We start from the raw sequence: 25,301 nt of genomic DNA on the forward strand, positions 1-25,301 counted from the left end.
AAGATGGCTGCTGGCAATTAATCCCGATCGAAGAGGTCCCGTGTGTACACGCGATCTTTTACGTCGGCCAGCTCGTCGTTCCAACGGTTTGCCAAAATCACTTGGCACCGGTTCTTAAAGGTGTCGAGGTCGTGGGTAACTTCGCTTCCGTAGAACGTCGAGTCATCGAGCGTGGGCTCGTAGACAAGAACAGGTATGCCCTTGGCCTTAATGCGCTTCATCACGCCCTGAATGGCGGACTGACGGAAGTTGTCTGAGCCAGACTTCATAGTAAGACGGTACACGCCAACCAAGGGGTTCTCGATCCTGTTAAGACTCTCCATGACTTCATCAGCAATAAAATCCTTGCGCGTATGGTTGGCCTTAACAATGGCTTCGATGAGGTTCTGCGGTACGTCTTTGTAATTGGCGAGAAGCTGCTTGGTGTCTTTGGGCAGGCAGTATCCACCGTACCCGAAGCTCGGGTTGTTATAGTGGGAACCGATGCGTGGGTCCAGGCAAACACCCTCGATGATCTGCGTTGCATTGAGGCCGCGAACTTCGGCGTAGGTGTCGAGCTCGTTGAAGTAGGCAACGCGGAGAGCGAGGTAGGTGTTTGCGAACAGTTTGATCGCCTCAGCTTCGGTCGGTCCCACGATGAGCTTTGGGACCCCGGTGGTGCCGTTTGCGTTAACGCGCTGCATCTCATCGGGCGCAGCTCCCTGCAAGAGCAGGTCGGTAAACATGTGTGCAGCGGCGACGGCCTCTTCGTCGTCGTGTGGCGCGCCAGCGACGATTCGGGAGGGGTGGAGGTTATCGTACAGGGCATGCCCTTCGCGCAGGAATTCGGGCGAGAAGATTATGCGCTGGTCGTTCAGCGATTGGCGGATCTGCAGGGTATAACCTACGGGAATCGTCGACTTGATGACGATCCATCCCGTGGTGTTCACGGCGCGTACTGCGTTGATTGCTGCTTCGACGCTCGAGGTATCGAAGTAGTTCTGCTTAGAATCGTAGTTTGTCGGCGTGGCGACAACGATGTACTGCGCATCAACATACGCCTCGACAGGGTCAGACGATGCATGGAAGTGAAGTGGACGCTCGCCAGATGCGTTGTCTGCAAGGAACTGCTCAATCTCGCGGTCGACGATGGGGCTTTCACCCGCGTTGAGCATTTCGACCTTCTCGGGGACGATGTCATAGGCGTAAACATCGTTATGCTGGGAGAGCAAAAGGGCGACCGACAAGCCTACGTAACCGGTGCCCGCAACAGCGATTTTCATAAACGTCCCTTTCATGTTCCGCTAGCTCATTTCTCATAAGCGACTATGCAAGCAAATGATAGTACATGCTGAGCTGTTTCGCCTGTATGGGCGTATGCGCCTCGTCTGATTGAGTCTCCCACAGCTGTCTAAGAATGACACTGCGTTTATGCATGTTTGCTCTGTTTCGATTGATTTAAATGAATTGCAGGTAAAATGACGGAGGCACTTAGCTGGATTGACAGTGTGTTAAATAATGGCCCATTGTGTTTTGAGATAAGGATGTTTGAGTGCTCATGAAGCTGCAGATCGGAAAGATATGCCGTGGAACGGGAATTGCATATATTGAATGCCGCGTACTAAATGTTGCGAAGGGCAATATCATTCGCTTTTCCGCAAAATCTGAGGCTGCAGTCGAACTTCCGGTTGCTGTTTATAAATTAAATAAGGACGTCAGCACCTATGTCTTGGCAACACCTCTTCTTGAGACAAGGCGCGTTGATGTTAACGTGGAGGAGATTGACAAAGCACGTCGTGTGGTAAGTTCGGCTGAGCGTCGGTTTAGTCGCTTTTTCATCAAATGGGCTTCCCGGTTCAATTATCGGTTCTTTCGCGTGGACTCTTTATCAATGAGGGATATCGAGAAGTCCGTTTACTCGAACCAGATTCATATCAATCTCCTTGTATGCCATTGGCCGGACCACGGCAACGAGATTATCGTAAAAGGCGTTGTCTGCACACCCATTGCGGACCGAAACGTTGATTTGCGGGTCTTGAACGCACGGGGTACTGAGGTAAAGGATATTAAACTTTACCGTGGGTCAACGGTAATGACGAACAGTGATGGTGTTGTTCGCAAAGAGGTTTCATTCACTGCACGCATTCCGCGTGATGAAACCGTTTGTCTTGTTGCGCGTGGCGAAGAGGGGACTCGCACTGCGTTCACCTGCTTTGACGAGCCCTCCCGTAATTATTACCGGTCTACTCTTGAGCCAAGATATTATCCTCTTGCCGATCCCAATGGATGGGATGCAGTTTTCCGCAACAAGATGCAGAAGTTCGAGCACGAATCTCCTGACGACTATAAGGTTGAAGGCGGCCCGCTGTTCAGCATCGTAGTTCCGCTGTATCACACTCCGGTTAATTTGTTCAATGAGATGGTCGATTCCGTTTTATCCCAGCTTTACCAAAACTGGGAGCTGATTCTCGTCAACTCAACTCCTGGAGATGCAGAGCTTGCTGCGGCAATTGCTCGTCTTGACGATAATCGTATTCGCGTTATCAAGCTTGAAACCAATGGTGGTATTTCATTTAATACCAACAAAGGGACTGAGGCGGCGCAGGGCGATTATGTTGTCTTTTTTGACCACGATGATCTTCTGAGCCCAATTGCGCTGTTCAGGTATGCAAAGGAGATAACTGCAAATCCTGAGATTGACGCGTTGTACTGCGATGAGGATAATCTGTCGGAAGATGGTGCCTTTTGCAATCCACATTTCAAGTCGGTGTTTAATATCGATCTGTTGCGATGCCATAACTTTATTACGCATCTGGTCGCAGTGCGATCTTCTCTCGTAAGGCAGCTTCCGCTGCGTTCCGAATATGACGGCGCGCAGGATTACGATTTTCTGCTGAGGCTGTCCGAGCTTACTGACAAAATAGTCCATGTTCCCGAAGTGCTTTATCACTGGCGTATGAGTGACAGATCCACCGCGAAAAACGCAGGAAATAAGTCCTACGCGCAAGACGCTGGCATTGCTGCGTTGCGCGCTCATTTGGAGCGCTGTGGTTTATCTGCCGTCGTCGAAGAGACGGTCACGCCTTTCATTTATCGAACTCGCTATGAGGTAGTCGATAGCCCGCTGGTGAGCGTTATCATTCCAAACAAGGATAACGCTGCTGTTTTGGCACGTTGTCTTTCTTCTCTTACTCGCATTACTGATTATCACAATTTTGAAGTGATTGTGGTGGAAAATAATAGTACCGAGGCTGAGACCTTTGCATTTTACCGCGAGGCGGAGAAACGCTATCCATTTGTCCGGGTGCTTACTTGGGAGGGACCGTTCAACTACTCCGCGATCAACAACTTCGGTTCCCAGTATGCTTCGGGAGACTTTTTTCTGCTTCTGAACAACGACATTGAGATACAGTCTCCGACATGGCTTCAGTCTATGTTGGGCATATGCCAGCGCAAAGACGTAGGAGTGGTCGGGGCAAAACTCCTGTACCCCGACAATACCATTCAGCATGCTGGCGTTACGATGGTGCATTGTCCTCATTTGGTTGAAATGGGCGGCCCTGTTCACATTTTCAATCATTTTGATAAAGATGATCAGGGTTATATGTGGCGGGCGCAGTTAACGCAGGACGTGTCGGCAGTTACCGGAGCGTGTCTCTTAACCAAGGCATCGGTTTTCAGACAGGTTGGTGGGCTGACGGAGGATTTTGCCGTTGCGTATAACGATATCGATTACTGTCTTAAGGTTGCTGAGAATGGGTTCAGGGTGGTGTATGATGCCGAGGCAGTTCTCTATCACTACGAATCTCTGAGTCGTGGTAGTGATTTTGCTCCGGACAAGGTCAATCGGTTTGTTTCTGAGCAGGGTAAGCTCAGGGCAAAATGGCCGAGGTACTACTCTGAGGGGGACCCTTTTTATAGTAAGTACGCTCTCTAATGATGCTTAGACATAGCTCCGGTGTGTCTATCTCTTCTTCGACGTTATGAGGCCTTGCGCCTGAACATCTGTTGAACCGAACTTCATTATGGGCTCTCGACTGTTGCCGCCTAGAGGTCGAGAGCTGCTCCTTGCGGTGGCGTCGTGAATCGTGGTGTATGGGATTCCGCCCATAATCTCTGACAAAACTAAGTTACGCCACCTGAGCAGCTCGTCAACCCGGGCAGCATGGCAATCTGCGACTGCGGCCTGTCACCTGCTTGTTTGTCAACTTCCGCAAAGGCGGTCTGAATCTGAATCTACCCCCCCCTGCCTTATCGTCAGGCTGAGAGGTCGACGATTACAGGCCTCCATCCAAGACCGGTTTAGACTCCGCTTCGTTTGTCCAGCGCTCGAAGCGGAGTCTTTTTATTCTTGTTGCAAGCGAAGCGCCCCTCTCAATTGTTGTGCTAGGGGAACGTAGCAAATTTTCGTAACCTATGGCATGACGACGGTCACCCTCGTCATCAAGATAGTGACGAACGATTGCAATTGGGTTGTCGTATTTAAGCCAAAGGTGTGGGTTTCCATTAGCATACGAAGTTATCGAGAAATTGGGGTGGGCCGTCCGACCCTCTCGTGCTCCATTAAGCAGGAAATGATCGAGAGCGAGCGAGGGGTTCTCGTTAAACGCGGCGGCAATGTCGCGATAATTGTTGAAGTAGAACGAAAAATCGAAAACAGGCGAATAGTCAATGCCGTCGCGCACTTTGGAAAGATGCTCTAAACCGATGGGGTTGGTGATTGTCTCATATTGGAGAGGTTCTGACATCCCTGGGGTGCATCTAGTTAGATCCATGGGATTAAAGACCTTGCACGCAAATGCAGACAGATTGTGCTTCACGATATAAACGTTCATGAGTCTTTCTGCGAGAAATCCGAATACCCGTTGTTGATAGGGTGGCCGATCAGTCAGGGGGTCAATCGCTCGAGCCAATTTACGCTCAATACCAAAAAGCCAGCGTGCGTAAGCGTTGAATAGTTGCTTTTTACAAATAATGATGTTAAAGGGGGACAAGCATTCGTTATGCATCACCTTGTCGAACGCATCGCTGTATTCGGGGTAGTGACGGTCAATGATCAGCTTTGTTTTAATGAGGTCGGTTGAACAATGGCAGATGCGGTAATGTTTGGCGACCGAGATGTTTTTCGAGCCATCGTGGAGAAATGCCTTTTGCGCCACGATGCAGTCGTAGTCTTCCAGAAGATTTCGTATTTCCTGTTCTGATAGTGGATGTGGTTGGTTGGGTGGAGATAGGGGGCTTGCAAGAAATCTTCTATAGTGGACCAGCCCCACAGCGTCTTCTTGTGATTTTTTCCAAATCCATTTAAGACCGGTGAGCTCGCAATATGTTGAATTATCCTTCGAGATGTTGCCGGGAAAGCCGTCGTCATATTCCCAGCTAGGTTTTCTTTCCTCTTTGGGGAGCTTATATGCCCCAACAAAAAGTGGTTGATAGGGATATGGGTGAGGCACATCACAGTAGGCGTGTGCCGCTATATATACTTTCATCCCGCCCCGATCAAGTCGTTATCATTACAACAGGCATTATATGACGAATTGAAGGGCAAGGCCCGTAACGAGAGCATAGAGGAAGTCGCATGCTCGGTACGCTCGGCATATCGAATCGTGAGGTGAGCCATAGGTTGTCCGAGAGTCTACGCTGATGGCTGGATTATCGAGGAAGCCTGATTTATTGCATACGGGGTGAACGGGCGGGCGTGATGCGGCTATGATTAGAGCAGTTTTCGTGGCTTCTCGATTGAAAGGCTTCGCATGAAAGGCATCATCCTTGCAGGCGGATCGGGCACGCGCCTGTACCCGCTCACGCTCGTGACCAGCAAGCAGCTGCTGCCGGTCTACGACAAGCCCATGATCTACTACCCGCTTTCCGTCCTCATGATGGCGGGCATCCGCGACATCCTCATCATCTCGACGCCGACGGACCTCCCCAACTTCCAACGCCTGCTGCGCGACGGCTCCGACTTCGGCATCTCGCTCTCCTACGCCGAGCAGCCCTCGCCGGACGGCCTCGCCCAGGCCTTCATCATCGGCGAGGAGTTCATCGCCGGTGAGCCCTGCGCCCTCGTGCTCGGCGACAACATCTTCTTCGGGAACGGCCTCAGCCGGCACCTCCGCCGCGCCGTCGCGAACGCGGGGGAGGGGCTCGCCACCGTCTTCGGCTACCATGTGGACGACCCCGAGCGCTTCGGCGTGGTGGAGTTCGACGAGGGCGGCCGCGCGGTCTCCATCGAGGAGAAGCCGGAGCACCCCAAGTCGAGCTACGCCGTCACCGGCCTCTACTTCTACCCGGGCGACGTGGCGGAGCGCGCTAAGCTCGTGCGCCCCTCTGCGCGCGGCGAGCTCGAGATCACTGACCTCAACCGGATGTACCTCGAGGACGGCTCGCTCAGCGTCGTGACCCTCGGGCGAGGCTACGCCTGGCTCGATACCGGCACCATGGAGTCGCTCTACGAGGCCGGCGAGTTCGTGCGCGCCGTCGAGCGCGCCCAGGACACGCCCGTCTCCATCCTCGAGGAGATCGCCTACGAGAACGGCTGGATCGACCGCGACACGCTCGTGGCCTGCGCGGAGCGCTACGGGAAGAGCGTCTACGGCGCGCACCTGCGCAAGGTGGCCGACGGGGCGTACGTGAAGCAGTCACTCGAATAGCTTTTCGTCGGGCGTGGTACAATAAGGCCACAATGACGAGGAGGTTCCTATGGCTACCTGCGTTCCCGTGCGCGACATGAAGGATACGGCAAAGTTCAGCGAGACCGTCCGCAACGCGGACGGTCCCGTAACCGTTACGAAGAACGGCCGAGACGAGTTCGTGGTCATGACGAGTGATGCCTACGAGGGCATCAAGCAGGAGCTGGCCCGTATGAAGTTATACGATATTGTTTTCCAGGCAGAGCGAGAACTGGCTGAGGGTAAGTATAGCGATTACGATACGTTCTCCTGTGAACTCAGGGAGAAGTATGGCCTATAAGCTCGAGATATTGGAATCTGCTCGACGCGATGAAGAAGACATCGTCCGCTATCTTGCTCGTGACACGGGCTCGACGGCAGCTGCTTTGAAGTTCATGGACGAACTTGACGCGCGGGCACATAGCATCCAGCTGTTTCCATTCTCACGGCTACTCTGTCCCGATACCAGTTTGGCTGAGGCGGGCTATAGGTCTTTTGCCATCATGAGCTATGTGGTTCTATATCTGGTGAAGGAAGATACGGTGTACATCGCACGCATATTCCATCAGCGTCAGGATTATGCTGGCTACGTTTATGTAGATGAAAGTAACTAACAGGGGAGAATCATGTCTGAGGATACCTTCGAGCCCAAGAACATCATCGTCACCGGCGGCTGCGGCTTCATCGGCAGCAACTTCGTGCACTACGTCGTCAATAACTGCCCCGGCGTGCACGTGACCGTGCTCGACAAGCTCACCTACGCCGGCAACCCGGAGAACATCGCGGGCCTGCCGGAGGACCGTGTCGAGCTGGTCGTCGGCGACATCTGCGATCGCGCACTGCTCGAGGAGCTCGTCCCCGGGCACGACGCCATCGTGCACTACGCGGCGGAGAGCCACAACGACAACTCCATCGCCGACCCCGAGCCGTTCCTGCGCACCAACGTCGAGGGCACCTACGCGCTCCTCGAGGCGGCGCGAAAATACGGCGTCCGCTACCACCACGTCTCGACCGACGAGGTCTACGGCGACCTCGCCCTTGACGACCCGGCGCGCTTCACCGAGGAGACCCCGTACCGCCCGAGCAGCCCCTACAGCTCCACGAAGGCGAGCTCCGACCTCCTGGTCCGCGCGTGGCACCGCACCTTCGGCGTGAGGGCGACGATCTCCAACTGCTCGAACAACTACGGCCCGTATCAGCACGTGGAGAAGTTCATCCCGCGCCAGATCACGAATCTGATTGACGGGGTGCGCCCGAAGCTCTATGGCGACGGCCTGAACGTCCGTGACTGGATCCACACCGAGGACCACAGCTCGGCCGTCTGGACCATCCTGACCCGCGGCCGCATCGGCGAGACCTACCTGATCGGCGCCGACGGCGAGAAGAACAACATCACCGTCCTTCGCGAGATCCTCAAGGCGTTCGGCCGTGACGAGGACGACTTCGACTGGGTGCGCGACCGCCCCGGCCACGACCGCCGCTACGCGATCGACTCCGCCAAGCTCCGCCGCGAGCTTGGCTGGGAGCCGGCCCACACCGACTTCGCCGAGGGCCTCGCCGAGACCATCGCTTGGTACCGCGAGAACGAGGCCTGGTGGCGCCCCGCCAAAGAGGCCACCGAGCGGAGGTACGCCGCGCAGGGGCAGTAGGGGAATCTCGAGCCCGCCTAAGGCGGCCCGCTCGCCGCGTCATGGGGATGAGCAGGTGGGCGGGTCACCTGCGGCGGGCTCGACTTGAGTATTGGACAGCGGAAAGCGGAGGTGCGCGGACATGGCCGCGATCGAATACGAGAAGCAGCTCAAGGTAGAGGAGACGGGCATCGAGGGCCTCAAGGTGCTCGACCTGTCCGTGCACGGCGACAGCCGCGGCTGGTTCAAGGAGAACTGGCAGCGCGAGAAGATGGCGAAGGGCCTGGGGCTCCCGGACCTCCGCTGGGTGCAGAACAACATCAGCTTCAACCTGAGCGCCGGCGCCACGCGCGGCATCCATGCCGAGCCGTGGAACAAGTTCATCTCCGTCGCGACGGGCTCGGTCTTCGGCGCGTGGGTTGACCTGCGCGCGGGCAGCCCCACATACGGCCGCGTCTACACCTGTATCCTGGACCCCTCCAAGGCGATCTTCGTGCCGCGCGGCGTGGGCAACTCCTACCAGGCGCTCGAGGACGGCACCGCCTACACCTACCTGGTGGACGCGCACTGGTCCGCCGAGCTCAAGAAGACCTACACCTTCGTGAACCTCGCCGACCCGGAGCTCGCCATCGAGTGGCCCATCCCGCTCGATGAGTGCGAGATCTCCGAGGCGGACAAGAACCATCCGTACCTCCGCGACGTTGTCCCCATGCAGCCGAAGCGCACCCTCGTGACGGGCGCGAACGGCCAGCTCGGCCGCGCCGTCCGGGCGCTCGCCGAGGAGCGCGGCCTGGCGGAGACCTTCGACTACTGCGACATCGACACCTTCGACATGTCCGACGCGGCAGCTTACGGCCAGTACGACTGGAGCCTCTACGGCACCGTCATCAACTGCGGTGCTTATACAGCCGTCGATCGCGCCGAGACCGACGAGGGGCGCGTGGCCTGCTGGAAGGCGAACGCGACGGGACCGGCGCTCCTGGCGCGGACCTGCTCCGAGCACGGCATCACGCTCGTGCACGTGAGCTCGGACTACGTCTTCGACGGTTCGAGCGACATGCACGCCGAGGACGAGCCCATGAGCCCGCTGGGCGTGTACGGCCAGTCCAAGGCTGCGGGCGATATCGCCGTGGCAGGCTGCCCCGCGCACTACATCCTTCGCTCGAGCTGGGTGATCGGCGACGGCAGGAACTTCGTGAAGACCATGGCGGCGCTCTCCGACCGCGTTGCCGACCCCGAGGACGCGCTGGAGCGCGTCACGGTGGTGGACGACCAGGTCGGCCGCCTCACGTTCACGGCGGATATGGCGCGCGCGATCTTCCATCTTCTCGACACGGCTGCACCCTATGGCACCTACAACTGCACCGGATCCGGCGAGCCCGCGAGCTGGGCGGAGGTTGCCCGCCGGGTGTTCGAGCTGCGCAACGGCAACGGCGGCGCCGTGGCGCCCGTCTCCACCGAGGAGTACTACGCGAGCGCCGATGGCCCCATCGCGCCCCGTCCCGTCCACAGTGCGCTCGACCTTGCTAAAATCGAAGCGACGGGTTACGCTGCACCCGCTTGGAACGAGGAGCTCAAGGAGTATATGAGCCTCATTTCAAGCAAGTAAGCATATCGTTTGATGGACGTATGCGGGCTCGGATGGTATCCGGGCCCGTTTCTGTGAATGAGGCGGAGGAACGCATGGCATCGATGCAGACACCTAAGGTCTCCTTGCTCGTACCTGTGTATAACGTTGAGCGCTATCTTGAGCAATGCTTGGATTCGGCGCTTTCGCAGACGCTGTCGGATATCGAGGTCATCTGTGTCAACGATGGGTCTACGGATTCCTCGCCGGAGATTTTGCGTGCATATGCCGCACGTGATGGGCGCATCCGCATCATCGATAAGGAGAATTCCGGCTACGGCGCTTCGATGAATCGCGGATTGGACGAGGCGCGTGGAACCTACATTGGTATCTTGGAGTCAGATGACTTCTTTGAGCCGTATGCGCTCGAGCATCTGGTGAGCGCCGCGGAGGACGCCTCGGCGGATATGGCGAAGGCCGATTTCTGGTTCTATTGGTCTGTGCCATCTGAGCGTCGCGAGCGTGGGCAGGTCGTAAGCGCAGATATTGTTGGCGCTTATTGCCCGCTCGATAAACCGGATATCTTCTATCAGAAGCCATCCATCTGGTCTGCGGTGTATAAGCGCGAGTTTTTGCTGCGGCATGGCGTGAGGTTCTTGGAGACCCCGGGCGCTGCGTATCAGGATTGCTCGTTCAGCTTCAAAACCTTGGCGCTTGCCAAGCGTGCGGTGTTCCTTGATGAGCCGGTGCTGAGCTATCGCCAGGATAACGAGGCGTCATCTGTCAATTCGCCTGGTAAGGTGTACTGCGTTTGCGATGAGTATGCGGAGATTGAACGGTTCCTGTGTGAGCATCCTGACCTGCGCGAGCGGCTTGAGGGCATCAAGAGCCGAATGAAGTACGACAGCTACATGTGGAATTATGAGCGCCTAGCGCCGGAGCTGGGGGCGAAGTTCTTGGAGCGCGCCTCGCAGGAGCTTGCATGCGACCTTGAGCAGGGGAACATTGATTTCTCGCTGTTCCCGGCTTGGACGGAGGCGGACCTGCATGCCCTTATTCGCAACCCCAAGGGTTTTGGTGCGGCGCATGATGAGCTCATGAAGCCGGGCAAGCTGAATACGTTTAAGCATTATTACCGGCTAGGCGGTATGCGCCTGGTGGCGAAGGTCCTTGCCGAGAAAAGCAAGGGGCGAGCATAATGGCGCGGCTTTCTGTGGTTGTTCCCGTATATAACGTGGAAGATTGCCTCCCATGGTGCCTTGATTCGCTCGAGGTGCAGACGCTTTCCGACATTGAGATTCTGTGCGTAAACGATGGCTCGACCGATGGGTCGCGCAGCGTGCTTGCTTCGTACGCCGATCGCGATGCACGTATCCGTGTTATCGATAAGCCGAACGGCGGGCTATCATCGGCTCGCAACGCTGGCATTGATGCCGCTTCGGCACCCTACGTGAGCTTCTTGGATTCTGATGATCGCTACACGCCGAATGCTTGCGAGCGCATTGTTGCTGCTTTGGATGAGACGGGTGCTGACGTGCTTACGTTTGGCGCCAATCCGTATCCGGCCGAGGACGGCTACCCGTGGCTCGAGCATGTGCTGAGCCCAAGGGACGTGGTGTACGATGCATTCAGCATGGACCTAGTCCTGAAGGAGAGCTCGCTGCCGTTTTCTTGGCGTACGGCATGCCGGACTGATTTCCTACGTGAATCTGGCATCGCCTTTGAGCAAGATCTTCGCTTTGGCGAGGACCAGGTCTTTGCGTTTGCGGTGTATCCGCGCTCGAGCAAGACGGCGCTTATCTCTGACAAGCTGTATGACTATCGCGTGAGCCGTCCCGGTTCCTTGATGGACCGTTTGCGCGCTACGCCCGGGAAGCGCCTCATGGAACATGTGACGATTGCCGGTGCTATTTTCGCCGATTGGCAGCAGGCGGGATTCTTGCATGAGCATGCCGCGGATATGGCGTTCTGGCTCTGCACGTTTGTTTTGTACGATGCGCTCGACCTTGCCCCTGCATCCGCTGACGAGATCTTCGCTTTAACGGGTCAAATGCTCGCGCCGTATCGAGAGCTGCTTGACGCGGCGCGAGCCGATTTGCCACAAGCGGTTTCCGCATTGATCGACGCTGCGTTTGATGTGGGCGAGCTGAAGGGCGCGGTGCACCGTGAGCGCCTGATGTTTGCGTTTGATTGCTATCGGTATGGAAGGAAGCGCGCCGCTGGACGAGCGGCAAAGCGATTGCTAAGGGGAGCGAATGGGAATTAAGCGGCTGGTTTCCTGCCGGAGTGCAGGAAAGGTGTATTCGCTGCTGCGTATTCCTGCGTCGCAGGGGGAGGGCGCGTGCTCCGCTCGCTTGCTGGTGGGCGAGCGAGAGCTTCCGGCATCGCTGTTTGCCTTGGAGCGTCGGAAGGTTCGCAAACTTGGTCTCGACGCTTCGTTCGCGTATAAAGTCCTCGTTATGCCGTTTCTCAACAGCCGGGTTGCCCGCGCTGAGATGCTAGGGCATGGCATTGTCGTCGATTCGTTCCCCGTGCGGTTTGATGCGCTTAAGGTGGCGTCGATTCTTGCGTATCGAACCAAGCCAGCGCTCTGTGCAGCTATACGCGATTTCGATTGCGATTATTGTGCTGGCGGGTATTACCTTGCATTTGACCACGGTTTTCAGGGCGCTGAGGACGATGTCTGGCGTATCCGGATTGATTGGCAGGGCGATGCAGACGCCCAGCCTGGGCTTGCCGTGTATGGCGCTGACGGCGAGCCGCTTGAGTTCACTTCGCATGTATTTGAGTACCAACCCGGGCTGCTGACACAGGATGGCGTAAGACTGCATCGTCTGTACCTGTCTGTGCTTGTAAAGGGCTCCCCGCGAGACTTCGTGATTGTTGCCAAAGATTCATCTGGGCACGTTGCGTCGGGTTTTTGCTCGCTCGACGGCCGCTTTTTCAATGCGCTTCGGGGTGCCTCTGATGCCTACATGAGCGATGCCTGCGCGGATGACGAGGAATATCGCCGGTGGTTCGAGCGGCATCGGGCAACACCAGGTCAGCTTGCTGCGCAGCGAGCGGCGGAGCGTGGCCTGTCCCCACTGGTTAGCATTGTGGTGCCCTGCTTCCGTTCGAATGGAAGCTACCTGGTTGAGTTGATCGATTCCGTGTTGGCTCAGAGCTATGCACGGTGGGAGCTCCTTTTGGTGGACGGGTCTCCCGAGGACGGTGTGGTTGCCCAGGCGGTTGCTAAGGCATCCGATAATCGTATTCGGATTATTGCCCCCTCTGAGAACACCGACATCGTTTCCAATACCAATGTGGGCATCGAAGCCTCCCGCGGTGAGCTCATTGCGTTTTTGGATCATGACGACCTACTTGAGCCCGATGCGCTTCATTGCTATGTCGCTGCGCTGGAGGCTGATCCAGGAATTGCCGTTCTCTATTCTGACGAGGACCACATCGGTGAGGACGGCCTGCTTTGTCAGCCGGTCTTTAAGAGCGCGCTTGATGTTGACTTGCTCTATAGCCACAACTGCGTGACGCACTTCTTGGCGGTGCGTGCCGAGCTCTTGGATCAGATCGGGCTTTCATCGGTCGATGTGGCAGGTGCGCAGGACTATGACCTGACGCTTCGCGCGCTTGCCGCCGGTGCGAAGTTCAAGCATATTCCACGTGTTCTCTACCACTGGCGCATGCATGCCGGTTCTACGGCGGGGGATTCTGCAGAGAGCAAGCCGTATGCGCATACGGCCGGACGCCTTGCTTTGGGGCGGCACTTTGTGCAGCGTGGCATTGCAGCTACCGTTGAGGATGCGGGCGAGCCTTTCGTGTATCGCGTTCGCTACGAGCTCCCCCAGCCGCATCCGTTGGTGAGTGTCGTGATCCCCTCGCGCGATCATGCGGATATGCTTGAGGAGTGCGTTGCGTCGTTCTTGGAGCATTCCACCTACGATAATCTTGAGTTCGTAATCGTTGAGAACAACAGCGAGCAGCCCGAGACCTTTGCCTGCTACGATCGCCTGATCGAGCGTGGTGCTGGTCGCGTGCGCATCGTGACATGGAAGGGCGAGGGTTTCAACTACTCGTCTCTCATCAACTTCGGCGTTGCGGCGTCCTCTGGTGAATATTTACTGCTGCTTAACAATGATACCGCGCTTATCAGCCCAGATGCCATTGAGGAAATGCTCGGCCACCTCCAGCGTCCCGAGGTGGGCGTTGTTGGCGCCAAGCTATATTTCCGCGATGGGTTGACGCAACATATCGGAATGTTGATTGGGCCGGGTCAGGCATGCGCGCATGTAAACCAGAATTTCCCGCCCAAGCGCGGGGGATATCGCGGACGCGCGATTCGCCCCAGTAACTTCAGCGCCGTGACCGGGGCTTGCCAGATGGTTCGCCGTTCTGTGTTTGAGCAGGTGGGCGGGTATAACGAGGCATTTGCAGTGGGGTTCAACGACGTCGACTTCTGCTTGCGCGTGCGCGAGGCCGGATATCTCGTTGTTTGCACGCCGTATGCTGAGCTCTATCACTATGAGTTCACTTCGCGGGGGCGTGAATTGGCTGACCAGGAGAAGCTTGTGCGTTGGAAGCGCGAGCAGGGCATGTTCATCCAAGCCTGGCCACGCATCTTCACCGAGGGCGACCCCTATGGCAACCCCGCCTTTGATTCTGAGAGCACGTATTTCGGGCTAGGGGAGTAGCATGACGATGATCGCGAAGCATATGAGACGGGCTGCGGTGTCGGAGGGCGCTCCGGGGCGAAATTGCACCAGCCGACGATTCTGGACAATTACCGTTGTTCTTTCGGCGGTGGTTGCGCTCGTGTGCGAGCTCGGCTTGTTCAACCTCTTGCATTGGACTTCGCTGGGCAACACGCCGGTTTCGCTGGATGTACAGCCCTCGGCGGGACTTACGGTCCAGGGGAGCACCTATACGATTACAGATCCAGACAATGCCTATCTGGAGCTCACCGGAATCAACGCTCATGTCAGTACGCTGTTCATCGGATTGAGCGCATGCGATGACATGGCGCTGGATATCACGGTCTTTATGACCGATGAGGCGAACTCGACCTATACGGCCTTGCCCTCGGAAGAGCTTACGCTCGTCGTCCCCGCATCACGCTATCTCGAATTACATACGGCGGGCGAGTCACAAAGCCTGCGCATCGGGATTAACGAAGCCGCTGGTTATACGTTTTCCGTTGACGAGGGCTTCGTAGCTAATGCGACGGCGCCGTTTGATTTCTCGCCGCTCCGCTTGTGCGTCGTCTTTGTGCTGGCGTGCTTCGTGCTCGCATTCCGACCCTCCTCTCCGCTGTTTCGCACGTCGCTTTCGTGGCGTTCGAAGGCCCAGAAGGCACTCATCGTCGTGCTCGCCGTGGTGGAGGTTGGTGCGTTCGGCGCTTTTTCGTACCGGGGCTTTTCGACCAATGACACCTGGGAGGCGCACGACCAATACGACGACTTGGCAAACGCCTTTTTGTCGAGGAGCGTGGTGATTGATAAGGAGGTACCCGAGGCTATTCGTGAGCTCGAAAACCCGTATGATCCGGGTGCCCGTGCCGTCGCGCTGCAAGAGGCGGGACAGTCGGAACTTTCGGGACGTATCACCGACTTCGCGTATTACGACGGGCAGTTCTACTCGTATTTTGGCCCGGTTCCCGCGCTCATGCTCTTCGTGCCGTTTAAGCTACTGACGGGTCACGATATGCCAACATGGCTGGCGGTCTTCTTCTATGGGGCGCTCTTCATCGTTGCGATTAAGGCCCTGCTGGTTTTGCTCTGCAATCGACTGCTTCAGCTCCGGCCGAGCTTGGGGCTTTTCCTGCTCGCCGACTTCTTGCTGTGCGGGGCAACCGGCTTGGTCTATCTCGGCTATCTGCCTGTCGTGTACTCGGTCCCTATCATCTCATCGCTGGCGTTTGTTGCTTGGGGCCTGGTGTGCTGGCTGTCAGCCAAGCGCGGCGAGGGCGAGGTCTCTGCACCGCTTCTGGTGCTTGGAGCCGCGTGCATTGCGCTAACGCTGGGCTGCCGCCAGTCGTTCGTGCTCTGCGCGCTGCTGGCGTTTCCGCTCTTCTGGGAAGAGATTACGCGCTATCGTGCGTTCTTCTCGCGACGCGGCATCGGTAACACCGCATGCGTCATGGTGCCGTTTGTTCTTGTGGGCATTGCCGTCATGGCGTACAACGCTGTGCGCTTCGGTTCTCCGTTCGACTTCGGCGCGACGTATAACCTGACGAGCAACGATATGACCAAGCGCGGCATCGAGCTGGCTCGGTTCCCGCTCGGCATCTTCTCGTATCTCTTCCAGCCTCTGGCGCTCACGGGTAAATTCCCCTTTATGACGACCGTTTCGGTGGTGAGCGGCTACCAGGGGTATACGAGCTCCGAGCCCATGTTCGGCGGATTCTACGCGTTTTGCACCATCGCGCTCGCCGCGTTTGCGTTCTGCTCACGGCGCTTTAAGACGCTGGGACCCGTGCGCGGGTTCGCCCTCGTGCTCATGGGCATCGGCTTTGTGCTCATGTTGTTCGATATCCAGGCGTCCGGCATTACCGCGCGGTATATGGCTGATTTCTCGTTCTTCCTGCTGCTGCCCGCCGTGCTGGCGCTCTTTATGCTGGAGCGGCGTGTTGGTACGGGCTCTGCAGCATGGGCGTTTCATCTGGTGGTCGTCGTGGCGGCGCTCCTCTGCTTGGGGCTTAATGTGTGGAGCATCTTCATCGACGGGCGCTATGGCCCGCTGAAGGAGGCCTTCCCCTCAATCTACTATGGTGTGAAGCAGGCGCTTTCATTTTTGTGGTAGGAGATAGGGCGATTAGCGTTGCAGCGGTGTTGTGCAAAAGTCATGTCGCGGTATCACCGCTTCGGCTTTCTTATCTGCTCGTCTTTCGATTCATTTCTCGATAAACGGCGAGCTCCCATTCGCGCCGCTCGCTTTTGGCAACGGTGTCGAGGATGAGCCCAGCACAGAAGGCGAGACTCGCCAAAAAGACGAAACCGACTGCAAGAATGGCGGTGGGGAAGCGCTCGACGAGTCCGGTGTTGAAGTATTCGAGAATAACCGGAATGCCCGCGATAAGACCTGCGGCAAGCAGGATGAGTGCGACGAGGCTGAAGAACTTGAGCGGTCGATAGTTCTTGAACAGCGATGCGATGGCCATGATCACGCGCGCCCCGTCGGATACGGTATTGAGCTTTGACACGGACCCCTCAGGCCGGTCGCGATAGACGATGGGAACATCCACGATGCGCCAACGACGATCAACCGCATGGATGGAAAGCTCGGTTTCAATCTGGAACCCTGCTGAAAGCACCGGGCAGGTCTTGACGAAGACGCGCGAGAATGCGCGATACCCGGTCATGACGTCTTCGAAGCCGTATCCATAGATCCACTTGATCATCGCGCGCACCAGGTTGTTGCCAAAGCCGTGTCCTGCTCGCTTGTTCTCCTGTGCGTAGGTACCGTTGGACAGGCGGTCGCCTACCGTCATGTCAGCCGTGCCGTTGAGGATGGGCGCGCAAAGCGCTGGGGCGGATTCTGCAGGGTAGGTGTCGTCGCCGTCGACCATGAGGTAGCAATCGGCCTCGATGTCGCGAAACATCTGCCGGACGACATTGCCCTTGCCTTGGCGGGGCTCGTAATGGACCACGGCGCCATGGGTTGCTGCAATGGTGGCGGTGTCATCGGTTGAGTTGTTGTCGTAGACGTAGATGGTCGCCTGTGGAAGCGCCGCATGGAAATCGTCAACGACTTTTGCAATGGTGAGTGCCTCGTTATAGCACGGAATGAGTACGGCGATGGAGTGACCAGGCATGTGCGTCCTATCCAGAATCGATATCATAGGGCAGGCGCTATTGGCGCGCGCACTAGATTATAGAATATGGGATGCTCTAGCATGTCTGTTGACGTGCTGAATCTTGCTTGCATTGCATGTCTATTGAACGGGGGCCTTCGATGAAACTGCGCCAGATTGACTTCAGGTGGTATTCCGCAAGCAGTCTCGTTCTTTTCTCGGCGCTCTTCGGTCTAATCGGAATGCTCTCCCTTCATATTCACACGGTTTCCCCTCAAGAGGCCGCTGCGGGCGAAGTCATTTTGGGGACGATGGAAGAGGTGACCTTCAGTCCGTTTACGGCGGTCGATGTATGGTGGTTCCTCCTATTTACGGTCATCAGCGCTGCGACCATTGTGGTCCTTTCAAGAGTGGCGTTCATCTTTGCAGGCAGAGGCAAGGGAGCTTCATTTCGCGTGACCGTGCGTATGGCCTTGTTGTTTGCCGTGATAATGCTCGTTTGCTGGTTGCCGTATATGTTGACGTGGTTCCCGGGCGGCGTATACTCGGACACTCTCAACGTCATCGACCAGGCATATGGCGTGGTCCCGCTGTCCAACCAGCATACCTTGCTCTACACCTTTGAGTGGAAGGTGTGCTTGAAGCTTGCCGGATACAACCTCTTTATTGGCTGTGCGCTGATGATGGCCTTCCAAGCGGTGGTCATGGCGGCGGTGTGCTCATATACGGTCTTATGGCTGAATCGTCACGGGGTGGGAAGAGTCGGTTGTGCGTTTTCCGCTTGCTTCTTTGCGCTCTTCCCATTATTTCCGTATTACGTGGTATCGCTGTGGAAGGATACGACGTTCTCCACGTTCGTGCTGTGGTTCTGCTTGTGTTTTGCCGATGCTGTGCTCACACGGGGGAGGATTTCTCGTGCGCAGGTTGCTTCGCTTTGCGTTTCGGCGCTGCTTGTAGCCTTTGCACGCAACAACGGCAAGTACATCGTGCTGGCTGCCGCTGTCTTCCTGCTGGTTGTGTGCCGGAGAGAGATTCGCGAGGCGCTGGTGAGCCTGTTTGTCCCGCTTTTTGCCACGTTGCTCGTCATTATCGTGGTGCAGGGGCCGGTATATTCCCGCCTGGGTGTCGATAGCTCTTCTACGGTCGAGAGCCTGGGCGTACCGATTCAACAGGTTGCCCGCGTGATTGCCTACGACGGAGAGCTTTCGCCTGAAGCTGAGGACGTGTTCTATTCCATTATGCCGCGTGAGACCTGGAAGGCAGCATATCGCCCATTGCTGGTGGACAGTGTAAAGTGGAACCCATCGTTCAACGCTTCTGCGCTTTCTGAGGATAAACTTGGATTTGTGCGCGCCTACCTCGATATGGGACTGCGTAACCCGCAGTTATATCTTGAGGGGTTTCTCATGAGCAACGCGGGTTTTTGGGATCCGCTAATGGGCGCCAACGAAAACGTTGCTTACGTGCAGCTTGATATGTGGAGCGGGTCGACGGTTTCACAGGTTGACGTCATCGAGTCGCTGACCGGCGTTTCACTCCGCTCTCTACTTCAGCCGCATGGTTATTTCTCTTGCGCGTTGTTTGCGCTCATCATGTTGGCATCGCTCGCCGTGCTGGCGGTAAACCGTCAATGGCAGTGGGCCTGCGCGCTTATTCCTATGTTGCTGCTCTGGGGAACGCTCATCATTGCTTCTCCGATTGCCTACAGCTTACGCTATTGCTACGCGCTCGTACTGGCCATACCGTTGTTTGTAGCGTTTCCCGTGCTGGCGTTGCGTTGGTCAACCGTTGAAGGGCCTCTTTACTTGACGCGTGATAGGGAAAACGAGACCGTGATGGTGGATGTCGATTCGTCTTACCAGGCGTTGTAACATAAAGAGGAAGCGCGTTCGCAAGAGATGAAGATACGCGAAAGCTTGATGCGCGGATATGGGGACGTATTGGATGACAAGGCCATCGAGGCCACCACGGTGTTTGATAGGATCCGCGCCCAACTTCGCCGCGCCCTCGTCCATAGGCTATAATCATCCATGCACTAGCACGCATGCGCCCATAGCTCAGCTGGATAGAGCGGGAGACTTCTAATCTCAAGGTCGAGGGTTCGAATCCCCCTGGGCGCACCAGCTATGAATAACGCGGCCGCGCGGGAAATAACATCCCGTGCGGCCGCTCTCGTTTGGCCAAAAGACAGCCTCACTCCCGAGCATCTGATTGCAAAGTCACCGTTCCTGCGACTTGAATGGGCCTCCAATTTGGGACACCGAGCAAAACTCCCGCCAAAGGATCGAATTTTGGGGTGGGGTCGAAGTAGCCGCTATTAAGCCGGTGTATCTACCTGCGGCTTTTATACCTCTTCGGTTGGGAGTACTCGGCTGGTCCTTCAAAATTCGATCCTTTGGCGGGAGTTTTGTTCTGGAGGCTCTCCAGCGACCGAGGCGCTTGCGGCGTTGTCATCGCCCTAAATCAAACTCGGGCAAGAAATGGCAGAAATAGGGGTGTATTAAATTGTTAATTCGGCAAAATCTTGCCCGAAATAAGCCAGACGCGGCACCGCAGCAAAGGGGAAAACACTTCCTGCCGTCCCGCCGTCGGTTTCCGGTGCGCATCCTACTCCGCAACATCCCGAACCACTCATCCGTTTTTCCATACCAACCGGCGCGGTATGGGGTACACTAGGAGAGTCGTTGATGTACCCCACGACGGCGCATCCGTTGTGGGCATCCAGAAAAAGGAGACAAGTATGGTTTCTGAGAAGGTCACCCTCGTCAACCCCCAGGGTCTTCACATGCGTCCCGCGGGCCTCTTCGCCTCTACCATGGGCAAGTTTGCCTGCGACGTGACCGTTGTCACCCCCGAGAAGGAGGTCAACGGCAAGTCCCCGATGGCCCTCATGGCCGCTGGCATCCCCTGCGGCACCGAGGTTGAGATCCGCTGCGACGGCGCCGATGAGGCCGATGCTCTCACCACCGCCATCGAGCTCATCAAGAGCGGTCTTGGCGAGTAGCCCAGTTGCCGTCCATCTCGTGTTGAACGGATCTCACAACAACTGAGTTCATATGGTGAGCGCAGGTGCCCTGTCGGTGCCTGCGCTTTCACATATCCGCATGCCGCGCGGCCACGCCCGCGGCAATGGAGAGAGGATAAAAATGTACGAGGGAGTTAACGCATCCGAGGGCATCGGTATCGGTACCGTCGTTGTCGCCGCCGAGCCCGACCTGTCTTTCGAGCCGCACGCGGTTGAGGACACCGCCGCCGAGAAAGCTCGCTACCAGGCCGCCCTCGATGCCTTCTGCGCCAAGACCCAGGCCCAGGCCGACCGCATGAAGATCACCGTGGGCGAGAACGAGGCCGAGATCATGAGCGGCCACATCATGCTCGCCCAGGATCCCGGCATGACCGACGGCATCACCACCGCCATCGACGGCGGCACCTGCGCTGAGCAGGCCCTCGTCGAGACGAGCACGATGTTCGAGAACATGTTCCTTTCCATGGACGACGAGATGTTCCGCCTTCGTGCCGCCGACATCGCCGACATCCGCACCGGCATCCTGGCCGAGCTCCTCGGCCGCGAGGTCGTCGACCTCTCCGTCCTTCCCGCCGGCAGCATCGTCGTCGTGCACGACCTCACCCCGTCCATGACGGCCACCATCGACAAGGAGAACGTCGTCGGCGTCGTCACCGAGGTCGGCGGCCGCACCTCGCATTCCGCCATCATCTGCCGTGCCCTCGAGATCCCGGCAGTGCTCTCGGTCTCCAATGCTTGCGGCGCCCTCCACGGCGGCATGGTCGCCATTGTCGACGGCATCAACGGCCATGTGATCAGCGAGCCCGACGAGCAGCAGCTCGCCGACTACCAGCAGCGCGCCGAGGCCTTCGCGGCCGAGAAGGCGGCGCTCGAGTCCTTCCGCGGCAAGCCCACGGTCACGGCCGACGGCGAGAAAAAGGTCCTGGCCTGCAACATCGGCAACCCCGAGGACGCCAAGGGCGCCGTCGACCACGACGCCGAGGCGATCGGTCTCTTCCGCTCCGAGTTCCTCTTCATGGACGCCACGTCGCTTCCCACCGAGGAGGAGCAGTTCGAGGCCTACCGCAAGGCCGCGGTCACGCTCAAGGGCGCTCCGGTCATCATCCGCACGCTCGATGTGGGTGGCGACAAGGAGATTCCGTACATGAATCTCCAGAAGGAAGACAACCCGTTCATGGGCTATCGCGCCGTGCGCTACTGCCTCGATAACGCCGATGAGTACAAGGTGCAGCTGCGCGCGCTTCTCCGCGCGAGCGCATTCGGCGACATCAAGATCATGGTGCCGCTCGTCACCTGCGTCGAGGAGATTCGCTCGGTCAAGGCGCTCGTCGAGGAGTGCAAGGAAGAGCTGCGCGCCGAGGGCTACAAGTTCAACGAGAACATCGAGGTCGGCATCATGATGGAGACGGCCGCCGCCGCCAACATCCCCGACCTGCTCGCCAAGGAGTCCGCGTTCTTCTCCATCGGCACGAACGACCTCACCGGTTACACCATGGCCTCCGACCGTGGCAACGACAAGGTCGCCTACCTCTACAGCTGGTACTACCCGGCGGTCCTGCGCGCCATCAAGAACATCATCCAGGCTGGCGTGAAGGAAGGCATCATGGTGGGCATGTGCGGCGAGGCTGCTGCCGATCCGCTGCTCACGCCGCTCCTCATCTCGTGGGGCATGGAGGAGTTCTCGGTTTCCGCGCCGAGCGTCCTGCGCACCCGCAAGGTCATCTCCCAGTGGACGAAGGCCGACGCCGACGCCCTCGAGGCGAAGGTCATGCAGCTCGAGACCGCCGAAGAGGTCAAGGCCGCGCTCACCGAGGCCGCGCGCTAGGCTTGTTGCCTGCCCGCACCCGGTCGCGCTCCTACCACCGTGCACGGCTGCGTTAAGTCTCGGTAAGCATCCGGGTCGCGACGCTTGATTTTGCTGCATGGCGCGCCTAAGCTATGCGCCATGCAGCATTAGTATGAAAGGATGGTAGCTGTCTTATGTTTTATACGCTGACTGCTAACCCCGCGGTCGACATGACCGTTTCCTGCCCGCCGCTTGTTCCGAACGAGAACATCCGCTCCTTCTCGGCGAGCTATACCGCCAACGGCAAGGGCCTCGACGTGTCCTTCGCGCTCAAGAAGTTCGGCGTCGACTCCGTGGCGCTCGGCTTCTTCGCTGGCTTCACGGGCAAGTACGTGGTCGATGAGACCATGAACATGGGCTGCCTCTGCCGCCCCGTCTGGATTGATGGCGTGACCCGCATCAACTCCTACTTCAACGACGGTCAGTCCGAGCATGGCATCCTGAACCCGGGCCCCGCGATCACCCCGCAGAACGAGCAGGAGCTCTTCCGCATTCTCGACTCTACCGGCGACCTCGACTGCCTGATCGTTTCCGGCTCGCTGCCCCCGAAGGCCTCCAAGGACTTCCTGGACAAGGTCGTGGCGCATGCTCAGGATCGCGGCGCCGACGTGGTGCTCGACCTTTCGAGCGACAAGCTTAAGACGCTCTGCTCCACGCACCCGCTGCTCATCAAGCCGAACCATCACGAGATGCGCGAGATCTTCGGCGTCCAGATCGATACCGACGACGACGCCCGTCGCGCCCTTGCTCTCGCCCACGAGGCCGGCGTGCAGAACGTCCTGCTCACCATGGGCAGCCGCGGCAGCGCCTACTTCTCGAATGGCGAGGACATCTGGTACGCCAAGCGCGAGTTCAACATTAAGCTCGTGTCTTCCGTCTGCGCCGGCGACTGCACCCTCGCTGCCTTCCTGCTCAAGTGGTACAAGGATCGGGACAACGTGGAGGAGGCGCTCAAGCTCGCTATGGCCACGGGCGCGAACGTTGCCGAGAGCGTCGGTTTGGGCGACTTCGGCCATGTGGACGAGTACAGCAAGCGCGTGACCGTCCGCAAGCTCCCGCGCTAGCGCCTGCTGGTGCGTCTTCACGCGTTAACGCCTCGTTGAGGATGTGCGATGCCCCCGTGCTTCGGCATGGGGGCTTTCTTTTGGCGTCCGTGTCGGTACGCTCGGAAACTGGTCCAGGACGGACAGGTGCAGGTCGTGGCGCATGAGACCGCGCGCGGGGCACTTGAAGCGCAAAACGATGAGCGCCTAATTCGCCACGGCACCGTATACTGTACCTGTTAACGTGAATGGGGTGTAATGGACGAGTGCTTGCATATCGATACCGGCGCGGTGCCTAGCATTACCGTCGAGCAGCCTGCCCTGAACGGAACGCCTGCGCCCGCAACGGCGCTCGAGGTGCTTCGGGCTCTTGAGGGGGCGGGGCTCGAGGCGTGGATCGTGGGCGGCTGGGTACGTGACGCGCTGCGAGGCGCTCCGTGCCACGACGTGGACATTTGCTGCTCGGGAACCTGGCAGCAAAGCGAAGCCGCCCTCAAAGCGGAAGGCTTCAAGGTTGTTCGGTCGGGCATCAAATTCGGCGGCATCACGGCGGTGCGGGGTGAAGAGCGTATCGAGGTGACCTCGTATCGTTTCGACGGCTTTTACACCGATGGGCGTCATCCCGAATCTGTGCGCCTTGCGCAGCGCGTGGAGGACGATCTTGCCCGCCGCGATTTCACGGTCAACGCGATGGCGTGGCATCCAACGCGCGGTCTGCTCGATGTATACGACGGTGCGGGAGACCTTCGCCGCCGTATAATTCGGGCGGTGGGGGAGCCGCGCCGGCGCTTCGAAGAGGACGCGCTTCGCATGCTTCGCGCCGTGCGGTTTGCCTGCCGGCTCGATTTCGTGGTCGAGCCCCAGACGGCGTCCGCACTCGCTTCGTGCGCGCCCCTCCTCGACGCGGTGGCACGCGAACGAGTGGGCTGGGAGCTCGATGGCATCCTTGCAACCGGCCATGCGGGAGATGCCCTGCTCCGGTATCCCGACACCATGTGCGCAGCCATTCCCGAGCTGGCACCTTGCCGTGGCTTTGACCAGCATAGCCGCTATCATGCCTTCGATGTGTACGACCATATCGCCCGCGTGCTTACCGTGGCGGGCGAGCTCTCGCTCTCGAGCGTGGATGGTGCCGGCCCCGAGGCCGCCCCATCGCCTTCGCTCATGTGGGCGGCGCTCCTGCACGATATCGCCAAACCGGCCTGTTTCACGCTCGACGACCGGGGGCGCGGCCACTTCTACGGACACCCCGAGCGCGGGGCGGAGCAGGCACGAGAGATCATGCACCGCCTTGCGTGTCCGAGCGAGGTGATGCGCGACGCATGCCTGCTCATTCGTTATCACGACCGGCCCATGAGCGCCGAGCGCAGCGACCTTTTGCGCGTTATGGGGCTTTTCGCTGGTTCGGGTTTGGATACGCTGCGCCTCATGAACGAGCTTTTCGATATCAAGCGCGCCGATACGCTCGGAAAGGCTCCGTCGTGCTTCTACTACGTGAAGGATATCGAGCGCATGCGCGAGATGGTGCGCGTGCTGCTTGCAAACAACGAGGCGTACAGCGTGGGAACCTTGGCCCTCAGCGGGGCGGACCTCATCGCCGCCGGCGTGGCGCCCGGCCCCCGTATCGGCGCCCTGCTTAGGCGTGCGCTCGATGCAACGGTCGATGGCCTGGTGCCCAATAAGCGCGACGACCTGCTTGCTTATCTCGATGTATAGGGCCTTGCAAACCCGTTTCGCTTCCGTTGCCGCCTGCGCGCGT

Annotated in this window: 18 protein-coding genes and 1 tRNA gene; 16 read left to right on the top strand and 3 right to left on the bottom strand. The window is 58.1% G+C overall.

The features are described 5' to 3' along the window. Positions 1-17: 17 nt before the first annotated feature. Positions 18-1,262 carry a nucleotide sugar dehydrogenase gene (locus tag AC1VS5_RS01565; RefSeq protein WP_481217466.1) on the bottom strand — a complete coding sequence of 415 codons (1,245 nt, stop codon included), beginning with the start codon at positions 1,260-1,262 and terminating at the stop codon, positions 18-20. Positions 1,263-1,537: 275 nt separating this feature from the next. Between AC1VS5_RS01565 and AC1VS5_RS01570 the strand changes: the two genes are divergently transcribed. Then, positions 1,538-3,916, top strand: coding sequence for a glycosyltransferase family 2 protein (locus AC1VS5_RS01570; RefSeq protein WP_481217467.1), 2,379 nt, complete (start codon positions 1,538-1,540; stop codon positions 3,914-3,916). A gap of 340 nt (positions 3,917-4,256) precedes the next feature. Here AC1VS5_RS01570 and AC1VS5_RS01575 read toward each other — a convergent pair whose 3' ends face one another. Next, positions 4,257-5,468, bottom strand: a complete 1,212-nt coding sequence (locus tag AC1VS5_RS01575; RefSeq protein ID WP_481217468.1) for a DUF4422 domain-containing protein — start codon at positions 5,466-5,468, stop codon at positions 4,257-4,259. 264 nt (positions 5,469-5,732) lie between these two features. On the opposite strand from AC1VS5_RS01575, the gene rfbA reads away from it, so the two are divergent. From rfbA to AC1VS5_RS01620, 9 genes are all read left to right on the top strand, one after another. Beyond that, positions 5,733-6,629: a glucose-1-phosphate thymidylyltransferase RfbA gene (gene rfbA, locus AC1VS5_RS01580; RefSeq protein WP_481217469.1), complete on the top strand. Its 897-nt coding sequence runs from the start codon at positions 5,733-5,735 to the stop codon at positions 6,627-6,629. A 49-nt stretch (positions 6,630-6,678) separates the two neighbouring features. Beyond that, positions 6,679-6,948 (top strand): type II toxin-antitoxin system prevent-host-death family antitoxin, encoded by a 270-nt coding sequence (locus AC1VS5_RS01585; protein WP_276867785.1) that lies wholly within the window; start codon positions 6,679-6,681, stop codon positions 6,946-6,948. Then, entirely contained in the window at positions 6,938-7,261 is a 324-nt protein-coding gene (locus AC1VS5_RS01590; RefSeq protein WP_481217470.1) for a type II toxin-antitoxin system RelE/ParE family toxin, read from the top strand. Before AC1VS5_RS01585 ends, AC1VS5_RS01590 begins: the two co-directional genes overlap by 11 nt. Positions 7,262-7,273: 12 nt before the next feature. Then, complete coding sequence (gene rfbB / locus AC1VS5_RS01595) at positions 7,274-8,296, top strand: dTDP-glucose 4,6-dehydratase (protein WP_481217471.1); 1,023 nt, start codon at positions 7,274-7,276, stop codon at positions 8,294-8,296. A gap of 121 nt (positions 8,297-8,417) precedes the next feature. Then, positions 8,418-9,884 (top strand): sugar nucleotide-binding protein, encoded by a 1,467-nt coding sequence (locus AC1VS5_RS01600; protein WP_481217472.1) that lies wholly within the window; start codon positions 8,418-8,420, stop codon positions 9,882-9,884. Between the two features lie 74 nt (positions 9,885-9,958). Continuing rightward, positions 9,959-11,041, top strand: a complete 1,083-nt coding sequence (locus AC1VS5_RS01605; RefSeq protein WP_481217473.1) for a glycosyltransferase family 2 protein — start codon at positions 9,959-9,961, stop codon at positions 11,039-11,041. After that, positions 11,041-12,108, top strand: coding sequence for a glycosyltransferase family 2 protein (locus AC1VS5_RS01610; protein WP_481217474.1), 1,068 nt, complete (start codon positions 11,041-11,043; stop codon positions 12,106-12,108). The genes AC1VS5_RS01605 and AC1VS5_RS01610 overlap by 1 nt, the downstream gene beginning before the upstream one ends. After that, a complete protein-coding gene (locus tag AC1VS5_RS01615; RefSeq protein ID WP_481217475.1) occupies positions 12,098-14,530 on the top strand; it encodes a glycosyltransferase family 2 protein in 2,433 nt (810 codons plus the stop codon). Before AC1VS5_RS01610 ends, AC1VS5_RS01615 begins: the two co-directional genes overlap by 11 nt. 1 nt (position 14,531) lies before the next feature. Then, positions 14,532-16,637 (top strand): hypothetical protein, encoded by a 2,106-nt coding sequence (locus AC1VS5_RS01620; RefSeq protein ID WP_481217476.1) that lies wholly within the window; start codon positions 14,532-14,534, stop codon positions 16,635-16,637. 70 nt (positions 16,638-16,707) lie between these two features. Here the strand turns inward: AC1VS5_RS01620 and AC1VS5_RS01625 are convergent, their stop codons facing one another. Next, positions 16,708-17,649 (bottom strand): glycosyltransferase family 2 protein, encoded by a 942-nt coding sequence (locus tag AC1VS5_RS01625; RefSeq protein ID WP_481217477.1) that lies wholly within the window; start codon positions 17,647-17,649, stop codon positions 16,708-16,710. 140 nt (positions 17,650-17,789) lie between these two features. On the opposite strand from AC1VS5_RS01625, the gene AC1VS5_RS01630 reads away from it, so the two are divergent. The 6 genes from AC1VS5_RS01630 to AC1VS5_RS01655 all read left to right on the top strand — a co-directional run bounded on the left by AC1VS5_RS01630 (position 17,790) and on the right by AC1VS5_RS01655 (position 25,258). Beyond that, the gene (locus AC1VS5_RS01630; RefSeq protein WP_481217478.1) at positions 17,790-19,499 is read left to right on the top strand and encodes a DUF6020 family protein; all 1,710 of its coding nucleotides are present in this window, start codon (positions 17,790-17,792) and stop codon (positions 19,497-19,499) included. Positions 19,500-19,674: 175 nt separating this feature from the next. Further along, a tRNA-Arg gene (locus tag AC1VS5_RS01635) sits at positions 19,675-19,751 on the top strand. 617 nt (positions 19,752-20,368) lie between these two features. Further along, positions 20,369-20,632 carry an HPr family phosphocarrier protein gene (locus tag AC1VS5_RS01640; protein WP_019128138.1) on the top strand — a complete coding sequence of 88 codons (264 nt, stop codon included), beginning with the start codon at positions 20,369-20,371 and terminating at the stop codon, positions 20,630-20,632. A 142-nt stretch (positions 20,633-20,774) separates the two neighbouring features. Beyond that, positions 20,775-22,478 (top strand): phosphoenolpyruvate--protein phosphotransferase, encoded by a 1,704-nt coding sequence (gene ptsP, locus AC1VS5_RS01645; protein WP_481217479.1) that lies wholly within the window; start codon positions 20,775-20,777, stop codon positions 22,476-22,478. A 155-nt stretch (positions 22,479-22,633) separates the two neighbouring features. Continuing rightward, positions 22,634-23,563 carry a 1-phosphofructokinase family hexose kinase gene (locus AC1VS5_RS01650; RefSeq protein WP_019128140.1) on the top strand — a complete coding sequence of 310 codons (930 nt, stop codon included), beginning with the start codon at positions 22,634-22,636 and terminating at the stop codon, positions 23,561-23,563. A gap of 237 nt (positions 23,564-23,800) precedes the next feature. Then, entirely contained in the window at positions 23,801-25,258 is a 1,458-nt protein-coding gene (locus AC1VS5_RS01655) for a CCA tRNA nucleotidyltransferase (RefSeq protein WP_481217480.1), read from the top strand. The last annotated feature ends 43 nt before the right edge of the window (positions 25,259-25,301 follow it).

This window comes from Enorma sp., from assembly GCF_982429025.1.

Bases quoted from the DNA above. Each gene is read 5' to 3' on its own strand.
- AC1VS5_RS01565 (WP_481217466.1), bottom strand. From the start codon at position 1,262: ATGAAAATCGCTGTTGCGGGCACCGGTTACGTAGGCTTGTCGGTCGCC.
- AC1VS5_RS01570 (WP_481217467.1), top strand. From the start codon at position 1,538: ATGAAGCTGCAGATCGGAAAGATATGCCGTGGAACGGGAATTGCATAT.
- AC1VS5_RS01575 (WP_481217468.1), bottom strand. From the start codon at position 5,468: ATGAAAGTATATATAGCGGCACACGCCTACTGTGATGTGCCTCACCCA.
- rfbA (WP_481217469.1), top strand. From the start codon at position 5,733: ATGAAAGGCATCATCCTTGCAGGCGGATCGGGCACGCGCCTGTACCCG.
- AC1VS5_RS01585 (WP_276867785.1), top strand. From the start codon at position 6,679: ATGGCTACCTGCGTTCCCGTGCGCGACATGAAGGATACGGCAAAGTTC.
- AC1VS5_RS01590 (WP_481217470.1), top strand. From the start codon at position 6,938: ATGGCCTATAAGCTCGAGATATTGGAATCTGCTCGACGCGATGAAGAA.
- rfbB (WP_481217471.1), top strand. From the start codon at position 7,274: ATGTCTGAGGATACCTTCGAGCCCAAGAACATCATCGTCACCGGCGGC.
- AC1VS5_RS01600 (WP_481217472.1), top strand. From the start codon at position 8,418: ATGGCCGCGATCGAATACGAGAAGCAGCTCAAGGTAGAGGAGACGGGC.
- AC1VS5_RS01605 (WP_481217473.1), top strand. From the start codon at position 9,959: ATGGCATCGATGCAGACACCTAAGGTCTCCTTGCTCGTACCTGTGTAT.
- AC1VS5_RS01610 (WP_481217474.1), top strand. From the start codon at position 11,041: ATGGCGCGGCTTTCTGTGGTTGTTCCCGTATATAACGTGGAAGATTGC.
- AC1VS5_RS01615 (WP_481217475.1), top strand. From the start codon at position 12,098: ATGGGAATTAAGCGGCTGGTTTCCTGCCGGAGTGCAGGAAAGGTGTAT.
- AC1VS5_RS01620 (WP_481217476.1), top strand. From the start codon at position 14,532: ATGACGATGATCGCGAAGCATATGAGACGGGCTGCGGTGTCGGAGGGC.
- AC1VS5_RS01625 (WP_481217477.1), bottom strand. From the start codon at position 17,649: ATGCCTGGTCACTCCATCGCCGTACTCATTCCGTGCTATAACGAGGCA.
- AC1VS5_RS01630 (WP_481217478.1), top strand. From the start codon at position 17,790: ATGAAACTGCGCCAGATTGACTTCAGGTGGTATTCCGCAAGCAGTCTC.
- AC1VS5_RS01640 (WP_019128138.1), top strand. From the start codon at position 20,369: ATGGTTTCTGAGAAGGTCACCCTCGTCAACCCCCAGGGTCTTCACATG.
- ptsP (WP_481217479.1), top strand. From the start codon at position 20,775: ATGTACGAGGGAGTTAACGCATCCGAGGGCATCGGTATCGGTACCGTC.
- AC1VS5_RS01650 (WP_019128140.1), top strand. From the start codon at position 22,634: ATGTTTTATACGCTGACTGCTAACCCCGCGGTCGACATGACCGTTTCC.
- AC1VS5_RS01655 (WP_481217480.1), top strand. From the start codon at position 23,801: ATGGACGAGTGCTTGCATATCGATACCGGCGCGGTGCCTAGCATTACC.